Genomic DNA, 13,541 nt, shown 5'->3' with positions numbered 1-13,541 from the left:
TCTGCTCAGAACCTGTCCATTAAATAAAAATGATCGCCGTTTTTTTGTCTATTAATATAGTAATAGTATCGGTTGTCATTATCACTGTTATATCCCAGTTATATTATACAAAGGAAGTAGAAAAAAACTTTTTTGCATTATCTTACGATGCGGTTTTCAGCAAAAAGCATCAGCTTGATTTATATTTTAAACAGGTCATTCAGTCTACTTCTTCCCTGCTTAATGATGATCTGGTACAGCGTTATTTGACTAATCCGGACAAGGTGAGCGCGGACGATATTAACGATCTTAGAAGAGCATTGAGCAGGTATGTAGCGCTTAATTACTCCGAGATAATTGACATGTTTTTAGTTCCCCGTCAAATGGAAAGTGTTGTTTCACTGAACGGCCCGGATTTAACAACAGAGCCATATAAGAACGAGCCCTGGTTTAACTGCCCTCCTCTATTAAAGCCGGCCATTCTGGCTACCCATCGTATCTCTTACGCTAACGGCGCAGGAACTTATGCGGTCTCCCTCGTCATGCCTATATTTAGTACAGATACAACGGAACATATTGGATATCTCGTTGTGGATCTATCCTTATCGCAAATTCAGGAAATGTTCGAAATGGACTCGGCGGAAGGAGAAGCTCCTGGTGTCTTCCTTGTAGTTGCAGCGGATGATACGGTTGTCTATCATCCAGAACGAAAATGGATGGGAGCGGCAAGAAAAAACACGGACTTGGTACAATTAAATATTAATTATGACAAGGCTTCATTGCGGCAATGGCAGGGAGAAAAGTGGCTGATCGCCTTAGAGCATTCAGAGCTTACTCAATGGACCATTGTTCTTGCATTGCCCTTTAGAGAAATGGCAGGGGGGCTCCAGGCTATACAGAGGGCGATTTTCATATCTTTTATTATTGTGACCTTATTGATTATGATCGTAATTCCCCTGCTTGCAAACAGCTTTATGAACCCCTTGTTGAAGCTTGCTAAGCTGATGAGGATTGTAGCAAAAAAGGGAAGGCATCTATACAGCTGTCAGCAGCTTTATTGTTCGGTCAAGTGGTTTGATTTCTTCAGTTTCATTTTTTGTAGTGTGCGTTATCTTCGGGTATGAAAGCGGTGATAATCCGGGACCCGATCCGGAGTCCACCTTTCGTTATTTGATCAGCGTTGTTCCGCTGATTCTGTTATCCATTTCCATCATTATTTCTTTTTTTGTGAAAATAGAGGACAGAATGTAATCATCCAGATCGAATCCACATCATCAAAAAGAGAAACCTTGGGTTTGAAAAGTCCAGGTTTCTCTATATTTGCGTCGTATTAAATGATATCGTGGCGCGATATCATTCTTTCACTAAGAACGAACAGGCATCAAGGTTTATCCGAATAAGACAATTACTGCGTCTTGATCGCTTTGCCTTTCCATATCATAAACATAACAAAAGCAGCGGACAGTACAACGGCGGCAAACATATATGGAAGATTGAGATTTACATCGAACAGGATACCGCCGATGGCAGGCCCGACAATAATGCCAAGGCTTGTATAGGTGGAATTCATCCCGGCGACAAAACCTTGATGCTCCCCTGCCATTTTAGATAGCAGTGTTGTTACGGCAGGACGAAGCAAATCACAAGCAAAAAATACAATACTTGTTACAGCCATAATGCTCCAATAGCTGTTCATGAAGATCGTAGCGAGAATAAACAGGGCGGCGATGAGCAGCATGGCATGAATCAATTTTTTCTCGCCAAATATGTTCACCAGCTTTTCGAAAAGTGCGATTTGAGCAACTACACCGAGAATGGAGCCGACGGTGATGATCACGGCAATATCTTTAGCCGTAAAACCGAACTTGGCATCCATAAAAAGGCTGAACATCATTTCATAGACGGCTAATCCAAAGGATAGCACGAAAACGATCAGAAACGGCGCGAAATAGGCGGAATGGACCGACTTTTTCAGTTCTCCAATAAGGTTGGCCTTCTTTTTTTCGCTCCGGTGCTTCATCAGTTGTTCCTTAGACATCGTTTCTTCTAACATAAATAATGAAAAGACAGCTGCGATGAAAGCGAATCCTGCGGCGAAAAAGAACGGGGCACGTATTCCGATTTCAGCGATAAAGCCGCCCAGTCCGGGACCGATGATGAAGCCGCCGCTGATTGCCGCCGCTTGGTAACCTAATACTTTGGCCCGGTTTTTCAATGAAGTTCGGTCTGCGATATACGTGATGACGGCCGGCATAATGAACGCATCGCTGACTCCCCCTAAGATTCTCGATAGAAACAGGACCCAGACCTGATTCCCGAACCCGAATAATAGCTCCGAGAACGAAAATAGAAACAGTCCGAGGACAATCATTCTCTTTCTACCGAGGGTATCGACCCAAACGCCGGTAATTGGTGACATGAGCAACTGAGCAAAAGCAAATGCGGAAATCAAGTATCCTACGGTCCCGCCGCTTAAATGCAATTCATGTGCAAATGACGGCATGACCGGGACTACAAGGCCAATCCCTACGTAGGCAATAAATAGATTGAATAAGACTAAACCTAAAGATATCTTTTCTTTGTTAAACTTACTCATGGAATAATCCTCACTAGATCTTAATATTCTAATTTTTTTGAATTTAGTTGCACGATCGGGGCTTTCAAAAGGTTTATCAAGCTTTATTATTGGACTGCTTGATCACCCGATTGATTTTTTTCATGGTTAGAAGTACTTGCTTCAGATCCTCTACCTCAATATGGGAGAAATATTGCTTCACAAAAGCTGCATCCGCCTCGCTGATCAAATGGGCATATTTTTTTCCTTCTTCCCCAAGAAGGATCAAGGTTTCCCGACGGTCATCAGGGTTGCTTTTCCGGCGTATAAATTTTCTGTCCTCTAAATGGGTAAGTACCTGGCTGACTGCGCTTTTTGTGATTGAAAAATTCTCGGCAATCTCATTTACAGTAATTCCCTCATTCTGAACTACATAAAGCAAAATATTTTCTTGTTGGACAGAAAGGTGATATTCATCAAGTTTTTTTGCTCCCTTGTTGTAAAATACATAGTATTCGTTCAATACCTCATTTAATTCGTTAACTAATTTTTGATATTCTTCAAGCATGATGTTCCTCCTTGAGTATAGACAAAACTTGAACATAATATTGGTCGTTTGCCATAAAGAGAAAAAATGAGAGACAGGCAACCAAATTAGGTTAGTTCACTTAACTAATCTATATTAGCTTTCTTTTATTGTCAACCCATGAGATCAGATTTTTTGGGAAACAAAATAATGGGATTTCTTGTCCCAAGCCAGGATCACCGAGATCACTGATCCTGGCTTGGTTGATTTTACTAAATGTACTGAACACAAAAAGGTCCAGCCGATGGGGTGACCCCCGGCCGGACCTTTCGGTTATTGAGTTGAGGATTACGGCTGCCAGTCGACTACAATCGTACCGACACCGCTGGTTGGTGTTATATAACTGTGATTGGCACCACCTTCCCAGCTGGCCGCCGTACCGTTCTTTTTAATGAATTTGAACTGCAGCTCTGTTCCCGCAGGCACGCTGACATCATAGTACCAGGACGGATAGGCAGCGATAATCTGATTAAATAAAGGGCCGATCGCCTTGTTCGGGTCCCAGTTGCCGAGCTCGGCAACATTGCCTGTCAGGTAGACATTTTCGCCGTACACGGTGCTGGCCTGGTTCACAATGAAGCGGACCGATACCTGCTGCCCTGTCAGCAGATTGAAGCTGGTGTAGCTATTGCTGTCCACAGAGCTGCCGCTGCGAACCGTCACGTCATGCTTGCCGGGGGCAGCTGCCGGAACGATGACCTGAATCTGCGAATCCTCCCATTGAAGGATCTGGCTGCCGGTGACCGCGGTTGTGCCAAAGAAGACGGTGCCCTTGGCAGCGCCAAAGCCGCGTCCGTCAATCGTCAGCGTTGAGCCGGCTGTCCCCAGGTCCGGTCCGATATTGCCAATAATCGGCGAAGTCTCGTCGGCAGCAAATTGCCATACGGCGGCAGCTCCAGCCGGCAGGCTAAAGGCAGCAACGGCGCCCGTGGCGTTAACCGTTATACTGCTGCCATCCAGCAGTCCTCCCAGCTCATCCGCATAGTTGCCGGCGGGAAGCGATGTTTGCAAACCGGTAATTGCTGCAGTGCCAGTCTCGCTGCGGTTAATGGCAATCAGTGCCGTGCTGCTGCCGAATTTCCGTTCGTATATATAAACATCATTATTGATCCAGCGTTCCTGCGTACTGCCGTAAGCAATGGCCGGATTGGACTTGCGAAGCGGCGCCAGCTTGCTAATGATTTGATAGGCGGTGCCCGCCGTTGAGAAGCTGTTCATGAAGGAGCGGTTTGCCGGATCTCCATTGCCGGCCATGTACTGCTCCGTACCGTAGTAGATAGCCGGAACGCCGCGCGAGGTAAGTGTAAAGGCCAGCGCTTGTTCCAGGCGGCGGTTATTATTTCCAAGCTTAAAACGATCCATGTCATGGTTGTCAATAAATGTAACCTGATCATGGATATGTGTATAATCGGCGGCGGTTTCGCTCAGCATGCTGTTCAAGCCGTACATATTATCGGTGTTGTCGCGAAATACGTCACGAACCTTCTGCCCGAAACGAAAATCGAGCAGACTCATGCCCGATTCATTGGCGAAGCGGGTGTTTTGCGGATCATTTTCCCCAACTCCAAGAAACCACTCGCCGAAAGTGAACACCGGCTTATATTCCGAGAGATAAGCCATCCAATTCTTCTGCCAGCCCTGCGGCATATGCTTCACCGCATCAACCCGGATGCCGTCGATCCCCATATCCAGCCAGAGCTTGATCGCTTCTTTGAAGTAGGCGTCCGTCTTATCGTTGTGGTGATTGATATCGGCCAGATCATACAGATTGCGATAAATACCATCCTCCAGCGATGAAAAATCAGTCCCCAGGTTATGATGGAAAATACCGTTCGTATCTCCGGAGTAGCCGGCGATCAGGCTGCCGTTATCGTATAGCCGTCCATTTTCTGCGAAGGAGGGTTCCGTCTCGGAAGCCGGCGAAGTATGATTCGGGGCAAAATCTATAATTATTTTGATGTTATGGGCATGAGCGGTGTTAACCAGCTCCTGAAAATCGGCCATGCTGCCAAACGCCGGGTTGGTCCGCTTGAAATCGCGGGCCCAATAACCGTGGTAGGCTGTGTTATTGACGCCGGAGTAGTTGATAATGCTGTATATATTCTCTACAGGCTGGGAGATCCACAGCGCGCTGATGCCCATTCCCGTAAAATAGCCATCGGTGATTTTATCGATGATTCCCTGCCAGTCTCCGCCGCAGTAAAGCTTAAGATTGGTGCATCCTGAAGAGAATGCCGCACCGGACGGGTTGTTGGAAGCATCCCCGTCTGCAAAGCGGTCGGTTACAATCTGATAGATAACATCGGTGGAGAACCCTTGCTTGTTCAGAACCGATGTATCAGGAGCGGCGCTTGCCGAAGGAACGGCAATAGTGGGAGCGAGCCATGCTGCAAAGAGAAAGGTGGTAGCAAGAAGTGTGATTATTGATTTTTTAATCATCCGTTTCATTAATCAAGCCGCCTTTCAAATTTTTAGTAAGGTTTCTGAATGTGTTTCCTTCCTTGTATACCAAGCCAAGCGCTGAATGAAGGCAGAATTCCTCCTTTCGCGCTGCTTACGCCAAATAACCCCGCAATCTTCGCAAGAAGATTACGGGGTTGTTCCTGGTTCGGATCATGATCAGGAAAGCAGCGCCCTCAAATTGTAAACCGGCATCCTTGCCCGGCAGTTACAAAATAAAAAACAAGAATGCGCTTTCATTCTAAACGAAGGCTCCATTTTTGTCAAATGATAACAATATAAGACGCACACTATAGGTCAGCCGCTTATGATACGGTTAGCTGGATGGCTTTGGTGAGGTGATCTGGAGAAGCTTGCAGGATGGCGTAGCCAAAGCCAGGGAGTGCGACTTCTATCGTACTCTCGGCTATCCCGATTGCAGCGTCGCTGCCTACATCCTGCCACAGCCCGTTCAGCCCGCTGCTTCGCACGGCAACTGTACATGCGGATTCGTCATTGTTCAGCAGCAGCAAGAAGCGGTCCCTCTCATCGTACCGTTCGTAGACGAGCAGCTGCGGAAGCCCGGGGATCGTTAGAAAGCGCAGGCCGCTGCCACGTAATGCCGGTTGCGCTTTGCGCAGGGCAATCAGGTGGCGGAAAAATGCCAGCAGCTCCCGATCCTGCTTCGCGGGGTCCCATTCCATGCATTTGCGATTATAGGGATCATGCTCTCCGTCGAGGCCGATCTCATCCCCGTAGTAGATGCAGGGGGCCCCTTGAAAGGTCAGCTGAAATATCACGGCCAGCTGCATCAGCCGTTTATTGCCGCCGCACAGCGTCAGCAGCCTGACGGTATCATGGCTGTCCAGCAGGTTGAATGCGGCTTCGGTGACCTGCTGCGGGAAGCTGGCTAACTGGGTGTTGATGCTCTGGGCAAACCGAGTGGCATCAATGTGTCTTCTGGCGAAGAAATCAAGCACGATGTTGGTAAACGGGTAATTCATCACCGCATCGAACTGGTCGCCCTGAAGCCACAACATCGCATCATGCATAATTTCCCCGAGCAGGTAGGCGTCCGGATTGGCTTTCTTGATCTCGCGCCGGAACTCGCGCCAGAATGCATGGTCCACCTCGTTGGCTACATCCAGCCGCCATCCATCCAGCCCCAGCTCGCTGATCCAATACCGGCCGACTTCCAGCAGATAGGCCTTGACCTCCTCGTTGCCCGTGTTAAGCTTTGGCATAATCGGCTCAAAGCCGAAGGTGGCATAGCTTGGAGTACCGTTCTCCACCTTGAGCGGCCACTCCTTAATATGGAACCAGTTGGCATAGCGGGAGGCGGGACCGTTCTGTTGTACATCAAGAAAGGGCGGAAACAGGTGTCCGCAATGATTGAATACACCGTCCAGCAGCACCCGAATTCCCCGGGCGTGACAGGCGTTGACCAGTTCCTTCAGCTTTTCGTTCGTGCCGAATTGCGGATCAACGAACATATAATCGCTTGTGTCATATTTGTGATTGGTTGTCGCAGCGAACAAGGGGTTGAAATAGACCGCATTGATCCCCAGCTCTACGAGATGGTCGAGGTGGTCAAGCACACCTTGCAGGTCGCCGCCAAAAAAATGGGTTGGACTCGGTTCGCCGCCCCATTCCAGCGCCCCCTCGGGATCGAGAGACGGGTCGCCCTTGGCAAAGCGCTCGGGGAAGATTTGATAGAAGACAGCTTCCTTCACCCACTCTGGCGGGGTGTGAACATCTTTAGGGTTCAGATAGGGGAAATCGAACAGCCCTTCATACAGAATCTTCGGTGTTGCATCAAAGAAGCCCTTTTCCAGAAAATAGACGGTCTCGCCAGCTTCTTCATACAGCGCAAAATAATAAACGACCCGCTGAAACCGCGGTGAGACGGCAGCTTGCCAGTAATCGAATAAGCCGTCTGCAGCAAACTGTTCCATGGCCATGGATTCGTTGTATTTATCCCAGTTGTATTTGTCGCCGCATACCAGCTGCACTTGTGCCACATTGCCGCGCTTGGTACGCAGGCGGATGTGGACGGTCGATTCGTTATAGGCATAGGACCAATTCAGTCCGATGCGATGGTATACCGCTTCCAGGATGATCATAATAATGGCCTCCTTCAGGCATGAGAAACGCAAAAAAGGTCCAACCTCTGAATAGACCGAGGTTGAACCCGAAAGTTTCATTGCCTTTAAATTTCCCCAATCTTAACACAGGTTTTCCAGGTTAGCAACCGCTTTTGATGAACCCGCTCGGGCGGACAAATATTTCCGGAAATAATAATTGAATTAGAAAGCAAAAACGAGATATTAGACCAAAACATATAAAAAGTTAAGGATTTTAATCTATTTCTTCGTTATTTATCCGAATTTCCGTAATTATCCTATTTGCAAACGTTTTCTTGTAAAGTTTATGATGGAGGTGTCTTAAGAGTTCTAGTGGAAATAACGACCGCTTGAAACAATTTAAAGGCGCTGCTACCCAAGGGTACAACCTCGACAATCGTGAGATTTGTAGAGAGTTGTACCCTTTTTTTTATAGTTAAAGGGAGCCTGGGGGTAGAGTCATTTTCCGCAAAAGGTGTAACGTTTGCACAAAAAATATGAAGTTAAGAAAGGGTGGACAACAAAGTGAAGTTGAAACAAAAAGCGAGTTTAAGACAATGGGTTATCGGTCTCGTTAGTGTAATGCTGGTTCTAAGTCTGGCGGCATGTGGGGGCGGCAACGGGGGAAACTCCAGCACAAACAGTTCCCAGCCACCTAACACATCCGAGGCACCCCCGGCTTCTTCTGAAAATAGTAACGAAGAGGAGTATTTACCGGAACCTGGAGCGAAGTTAACGGTATGGGAATCACAGGAGCAAATGGAGTATATGGAGAAAATTGCGGCCGAATTTGAGAAGCAGTATGGCGTGCCGGTTAAGCTGGAAGTTGTAGCCGGCGGGGATCAGGGCACCCGTCTGGCGACTGACGGACCATCGAAGCTTGCAGCGGATGTCCTGACCATGCCTCATGATCAGATCGCTCAAGCGGTTAAAGCGGGACTTCTGCTGCCTAACGATTTGTTCGAGGATGAGACTCGCGCTGTCATGGAAGAGTCCGCCATCAAAGCGGTAACTTATGATGGAGTTCTGTACGGCTATCCCAAATCGGTCGAGACCTATGCCATGTATTATAACAAAGACCTCTTCCCCGAAGCTCCGAAAACTTGGGATGAAATTAAGAGCTTCGCAGAGTCGTACACGGACACCAAGCAAAATAAATACGCCATTATGTGGGAGTTCGTCGGGTATTATACTTATCCATTCGTCAGCACGCTTGGAGGTTACTTCTTCGGTAAGGATAATACCGATCCGACGGATATCGGCTTGAATAACGAGGGGGCAGTCCAGGGGTTTGAACTGCTGAAGAGCCTGAAGGGAATTCTGCCTATGAACGCGGGAGACGTATCCTATGATGTGAAGACGCAATTGTTCCAGGAAGGCAAGCTGGCCTTGAATATCGACGGGCCATGGTCAATAGCGGCATTCAAAGATAAGGTCAACTTCGGTGTTGCTCCATTGCCGGCGATGTCCAACGGCGAAGTATCGCACTCGTTCTCTGGCGTGAAAGCTTATTTTGTTAACTCATACAGCGAATATCCGATTGCTGCTCGCCTTTTCTCCAACTTTGCGGCTAATAAGGAGAACCAATTGTTGAACTACCAGATGACGGGGGCCATTCCAGCGAATAAGGAAGCGGGAGAGGATCCAACAATTAAAAATGATCCGATTATCAGCGGGTTCTTCGAGCAGTTCTCTCATTCCACGCCGATGCCAACGATCGGGGAGATTAACGCGGTATGGGATCCGCTTCAAGCGGCGTTTAGAACCATTTGGGACGATCCAAAGGCGGATGTCAAGACCACGCTCGATACGATGGTCGATACAATCAAGACAAGTATTTCATCCAATTAGTTGCATCTTTCAGAGGGACTTCACCCGATCGTTCCGGCGGTCGGGTAAAGTCGGTCAAATCGCAAGAAAAGAGGTTGTTTAACACATGCAAAGAAAGACGATAAGTACCACCCTGTCGGTTCTTTTTATGGGTCTTGGACAATTGTACAACCGGCAATGGATGAAAGGGCTTTTGTTCTTGGCGACAGGCCTGGCAGCGATCTATCTATCTTCGGTGGTTGGACTTTCTTCTTACCTGAAGGGGCTTATTACATTGGGAGAGCAACCTAGCGGATTGGTGAAGATAGGTAAAATTACGAAGATGGTCGAAGGTGACCACTCGATATTTCTGATGATCAAAGGGTTAATGGCAGCCTTATCTTTAGTTCTCGTTGGCGTGTTATACACCCTGAATATCAGGGACGCCTACAAAGTGGGGAAGGAAAGGGATGCGGGCATTGCACCCAATAACTTCCGACAGTCGCTGCGGCTTATCAATCAGAATAACTTTGCTTATCTCGTATTAGCGCTGCCCACCGTCACGGTTCTATTTTTGACGATTCTTCCCTTGATATTCTCTATTTTGCTGGCCTTTACCAATTACGCCGATCCGATCCTCCCGCCCGCCAATCTGATTGATTGGGTTGGCTTCAGCAATTTTGTCAAGCTGGTCAGCCTGAAGGTGTGGAGCAATACGTTTTTCGGCGTCCTGCTATGGACGGTTATCTGGGCCATCCTGGCTACGGCGACGACGTATATTGGCGGCATTCTGATCGCAGTGCTGATTCAACAGCCCCGCATTCGCTTCAAAATGTTCTGGCGCACGGTTATGATCATCCCATTTGCGATTCCAAGCATGATCTCTTTGCTCGTGATGCGGAATATGTTTAACAATAAATTTGGTCCGATTAATGAAATCTTGCGCTGGATCGGTTTAGACGGAATACCATGGCTTACAGATCCGATCTGGGCCAGGGTCACACTCGTTCTTGTTAATATGTGGATCGGTATTCCGGTAACGATGATACTGGCTATTGGGGTGTTAACGACGATTCCGAGGGATCTGTACGAAGCGGCTGATGTGGATGGAGCGAACTCATTCCAGAAATTCCGCTCTATTACGATGCCGATGGTATTGTTCTCGACGGCGCCGATTCTGATCATGCAATTTGCTGGCAATATAAATAATTTCAACGTCGTCTATCTCATGACGGACGGCAACCCGGTCAATTCAAATTATCAATACGCCGGGCATACGGATTTGCTGGTGACCTGGCTCTATAAGCTGGCTTTAAATCAATCGCAATACAGCTTCGCGTCGGTGATCGGTATCATTATCTTCCTAATCATCGCTTCCTTATCAATTATTAGCTACCGCCGCACCAGATCCTATAAAGAGGAGGATATGATAGCATGAACAGCCGGTCCGCTCGGGTCAAGCTTGGGGTCAGCTATGTGCTGCTTATCCTTTTATCCTGCGCAAGCTTGTTTCCCGCCCTATGGATTATCATGTCTTCCCTCAAGGAAGGCAACAGTCTTTACAGCGATACATTAATTCCGCGCAGCTTTACGTTGGAGCATTATCGGGATCTGTTCGAGAAGACCAAATATCCGCTGTGGTTCTTGAATACGCTGAAGGTCGCAGTACTGTCGACCCTTTTCGGTACGTTCCTGCTGCTGCTGACTTCATACGCAATTTCAAGATTCCGCTTCGCGGGCCGTAAATTCGCACTGAACACTTTGCTTGTGCTTCAGATGTTTCCCGGGTTTATGGCCATGATCGCTATCTACGTTCTGCTGAATACGATGGGATTGCTCAATTCCCATTGGGCGCTGATTCTCGTTTACAGTTCGGGCGCGATTATCTCGAATGTATTCGTAGCCAAAGGTTTTTTTGATACGATCCCCAAAAGCCTGGAAGATGCGGCAAGAATCGATGGAGCCAGCCACCTGAAAGTGTTCTTTTCCATCATTATCCCGCTCGCCAAGCCGATGCTGACCTATGCGAGTCTTATGATCTTCAACGGCGCCTTCCTCGACTTCATCTTCGCCGATCTGGTGTTAAGGACGGAAGATCAGCGAACGTTGGCAGTTGGTCTGTACAGAATGGTGAGCCAGCGCAATTCGACCGAATTTACGATGTTCGCTGCCGGAGCCGTGATCGTTGCATTACCCATAACGATGTTATTCCTGCTGCTTCAGCGCAATCTGGTCGACGGACTGACTGCCGGAGCCTCCAAAGGTTAGAGGCAGCAAGAACATTGATGAATCAGGGATTAAATAAAAGAAAGAGAAAATGGTTTACCTCCGGCCGATTTTTTTATATTATAAACAGTAATACTAAATGCGATGAAGAGAAGAGTAGGTAAACCGGTTCTTTTCCAGAGAGCTCCACTACGCTGAAAAGGAGCAAAGAATCGCTTATTCGAAAAAAGACTCTGAGCAGCACTCCGAAACCTGAGAAAATCAGGGGATGGTGTGCCAGGAGCTCCTGTTACAGAGCTAAAGTATATGCGCCTTTTGCTGTACTTGAAGAGGCTGATATGGCGACATATCGGTAAATTTAGGGTGGTACCGCGAGAGAATTCAAATCTCGTCCCTGAGACTGCAGTCTTGGGGGTGAGATTTTTTTGTATAATAAAGCTGTGGTACCTGTTGCAAAGGATTCGCATAAGTATCTATTAATAGTACGTGTCTAAAAAGTCAGGCTTATTAAGCAATTGCTAAAGTGATGTGATTTACCGTTTGGAATAGGCCGGCGGATGTAATAATCAAAATATTGAGCTAATAAGGAAAGGAATGGAGATATCATGGCAGAAAGGCTTAAAGTAGGGATTATCGGAGGAACGGGCATGGTTGGGCAGCGTTTTGTGCAGCTGCTGGATGGTCATCCATGGTTTGAGGTGGTTAGTATTGCAGCTAGCGGCAGATCAGCGGGCAAAACTTACGAAGAGTCTGTTCAGGATCGGTGGAAGATGGCCGGACCCATTCCGGAACAAGTGAAAAATATTATCGTACAGGATGCGGCAAAGGTAGAGGAAGTTGCGGCGGACGTGGATTTTGTATTTTGTGCCGTAGATATGAAAAAAGATGAGATTCTTGCTTTGGAAGAAGCGTATGCCAAGACCGGCACGCCTGTCATCTCCAACAACTCAGCGCATCGCTGGACGCCGGACGTTCCGATGGTAATTCCGGAAATTAACCCGGAGCATATCGAGGTCATTGCTGCTCAAAGAAAGCGCCTTGGCACAAAAACCGGCTTTATCGCCGTGAAGCCGAACTGCTCGATCCAAAGCTATGTCCCTGCGTTAAATGCTCTGCTTGATTTTAAGCCAACCCAAGTGGTTGCCTCCACCTATCAAGCTATCTCGGGAGCAGGTAAGAACTTCACAGACTGGCCGGATATGCTGGATAATGTGATCCCGTATATCGGTGGAGAGGAAGAGAAGAGCGAGCAGGAGCCGCTGCGAATTTGGGGGCATGTCTCCGGCGGAGAAATCGTTAAGGCCAGTTCGCCGCTTATTACAACGCAATGCATTCGCGTTCCTGTAACAGATGGCCACCTGGCTGCGGTGTTTGTCTCGTTTGAGAATAAACCTGCGAAGGAAGAGATCATTAAGCGCTGGAGCCAATTTGCCGGACGTCCGCAGGAGCTTGGTCTGCCAAGTGCGCCGAAGCAGTTCATTACGTACTTTGAAGAAGAGAACAGACCGCAGACGAAGCTGGATCGTGATATTGAGCGTGGTATGGGCGTATCGGTAGGCCGTTTGCGCGAGGATTCGTTATACGATTTTAAATTCGTCGGCTTGTCGCACAACACCCTGCGCGGTGCCGCTGGCGGTGCCGTCCTGATTGCGGAGCTGCTGAAAGCGGAAGGATATATCCAGCCTAAATAAAGCGGGGAATCGCATATATCATGGTTAAGTCCGTTTCTACTCTAATGAATTAGAGAGAGACGGGCTTTTTTTATGGGAGAGGGAAGTCCCAAATAAATATGAACGAATCAAAAAAGATACGTCGTTGTTGGGGG

Annotated in this window: 9 protein-coding genes, 1 pseudogene and 1 other annotated feature; of the genes and pseudogenes, 6 read left to right on the top strand and 4 right to left on the bottom strand. The window is 47.8% G+C overall.

The window, feature by feature from the left end; all coding sequences use genetic code 11:
• The first annotated feature begins 29 nt into the window (after positions 1-29).
• Both DMN77_RS09105 and DMN77_RS24135 read left to right on the top strand, forming a co-directional pair.
• Positions 30-1,103, top strand: coding sequence for a cache domain-containing protein (locus tag DMN77_RS09105; protein ID WP_179014523.1), 1,074 nt, complete (start codon positions 30-32; stop codon positions 1,101-1,103).
• Positions 1,000-1,230, top strand: a pseudogene (locus DMN77_RS24135) (MFS transporter); the annotation flags it as partial. The gene DMN77_RS09105 and the pseudogene DMN77_RS24135, both read left to right, overlap by 104 nt.
• A gap of 154 nt (positions 1,231-1,384) precedes the next feature.
• Here DMN77_RS24135 and DMN77_RS09100 read toward each other — a convergent pair.
• From DMN77_RS09100 to DMN77_RS09085, 4 genes are all read right to left on the bottom strand, one after another.
• Entirely contained in the window at positions 1,385-2,575 is a 1,191-nt protein-coding gene (locus DMN77_RS09100; RefSeq protein WP_068779765.1) for an MFS transporter, read from the bottom strand.
• Positions 2,576-2,651: 76 nt separating this feature from the next.
• Positions 2,652-3,101: a MarR family winged helix-turn-helix transcriptional regulator gene (locus DMN77_RS09095; protein ID WP_068779766.1), complete on the bottom strand. Its 450-nt coding sequence runs from the start codon at positions 3,099-3,101 to the stop codon at positions 2,652-2,654.
• A 306-nt stretch (positions 3,102-3,407) separates the two neighbouring features.
• A complete protein-coding gene (locus DMN77_RS09090) occupies positions 3,408-5,567 on the bottom strand; it encodes an alpha-amylase family glycosyl hydrolase (protein WP_179014522.1) in 2,160 nt (719 codons plus the stop codon).
• A gap of 317 nt (positions 5,568-5,884) precedes the next feature.
• Positions 5,885-7,681: a glycoside hydrolase family 13 protein gene (locus DMN77_RS09085; protein WP_179014675.1), complete on the bottom strand. Its 1,797-nt coding sequence runs from the start codon at positions 7,679-7,681 to the stop codon at positions 5,885-5,887.
• A gap of 525 nt (positions 7,682-8,206) precedes the next feature.
• Between DMN77_RS09085 and DMN77_RS09080 the strand changes: the two genes are divergently transcribed.
• The 4 genes from DMN77_RS09080 to asd all read left to right on the top strand — a co-directional run bounded on the left by DMN77_RS09080 (position 8,207) and on the right by asd (position 13,407).
• Entirely contained in the window at positions 8,207-9,532 is a 1,326-nt protein-coding gene (locus DMN77_RS09080) for a sugar ABC transporter substrate-binding protein (RefSeq protein WP_229520968.1), read from the top strand.
• Between the two features lie 85 nt (positions 9,533-9,617).
• The gene (locus tag DMN77_RS09075; protein WP_068779768.1) at positions 9,618-10,928 is read left to right on the top strand and encodes a carbohydrate ABC transporter permease; all 1,311 of its coding nucleotides are present in this window, start codon (positions 9,618-9,620) and stop codon (positions 10,926-10,928) included.
• On the top strand, positions 10,925-11,758 hold the full coding sequence (locus DMN77_RS09070; RefSeq protein WP_068779769.1) for a sugar ABC transporter permease: 834 nt from the start codon (positions 10,925-10,927) through the stop codon (positions 11,756-11,758). The genes DMN77_RS09075 and DMN77_RS09070 overlap by 4 nt, the downstream gene beginning before the upstream one ends.
• Positions 11,759-11,851: 93 nt before the next feature.
• Positions 11,852-12,115, top strand: a binding site (T-box leader).
• Between the two features lie 206 nt (positions 12,116-12,321).
• Positions 12,322-13,407, top strand: a complete 1,086-nt coding sequence (gene asd, locus DMN77_RS09065) for an aspartate-semialdehyde dehydrogenase (RefSeq protein WP_082790012.1) — start codon at positions 12,322-12,324, stop codon at positions 13,405-13,407.
• The last annotated feature ends 134 nt before the right edge of the window (positions 13,408-13,541 follow it).

The organism is Paenibacillus sp. 79R4 (assembly GCF_013393165.1).
In the GTDB taxonomy this organism is placed as follows: Bacteria; Bacillota; Bacilli; order Paenibacillales; family Paenibacillaceae; genus Fontibacillus.
The sequence above is the reverse complement of the archived record's forward strand: the minus strand, read 5'-3'. Positions and strand labels throughout refer to the sequence as shown.

Bases quoted from the DNA above. Each gene is read 5' to 3' on its own strand.
- DMN77_RS09105 (WP_179014523.1), top strand. From the start codon at position 30: ATGATCGCCGTTTTTTTGTCTATTAATATAGTAATAGTATCGGTTGTC.
- DMN77_RS09070 (WP_068779769.1), top strand. From the start codon at position 10,925: ATGAACAGCCGGTCCGCTCGGGTCAAGCTTGGGGTCAGCTATGTGCTG.
- DMN77_RS09100 (WP_068779765.1), bottom strand. From the start codon at position 2,575: ATGAGTAAGTTTAACAAAGAAAAGATATCTTTAGGTTTAGTCTTATTC.
- DMN77_RS09090 (WP_179014522.1), bottom strand. From the start codon at position 5,567: ATGAAACGGATGATTAAAAAATCAATAATCACACTTCTTGCTACCACC.
- DMN77_RS09085 (WP_179014675.1), bottom strand. From the start codon at position 7,681: ATGATCATCCTGGAAGCGGTATACCATCGCATCGGACTGAATTGGTCC.
- asd (WP_082790012.1), top strand. From the start codon at position 12,322: ATGGCAGAAAGGCTTAAAGTAGGGATTATCGGAGGAACGGGCATGGTT.
- DMN77_RS09075 (WP_068779768.1), top strand. From the start codon at position 9,618: ATGCAAAGAAAGACGATAAGTACCACCCTGTCGGTTCTTTTTATGGGT.
- DMN77_RS09095 (WP_068779766.1), bottom strand. From the start codon at position 3,101: ATGCTTGAAGAATATCAAAAATTAGTTAACGAATTAAATGAGGTATTG.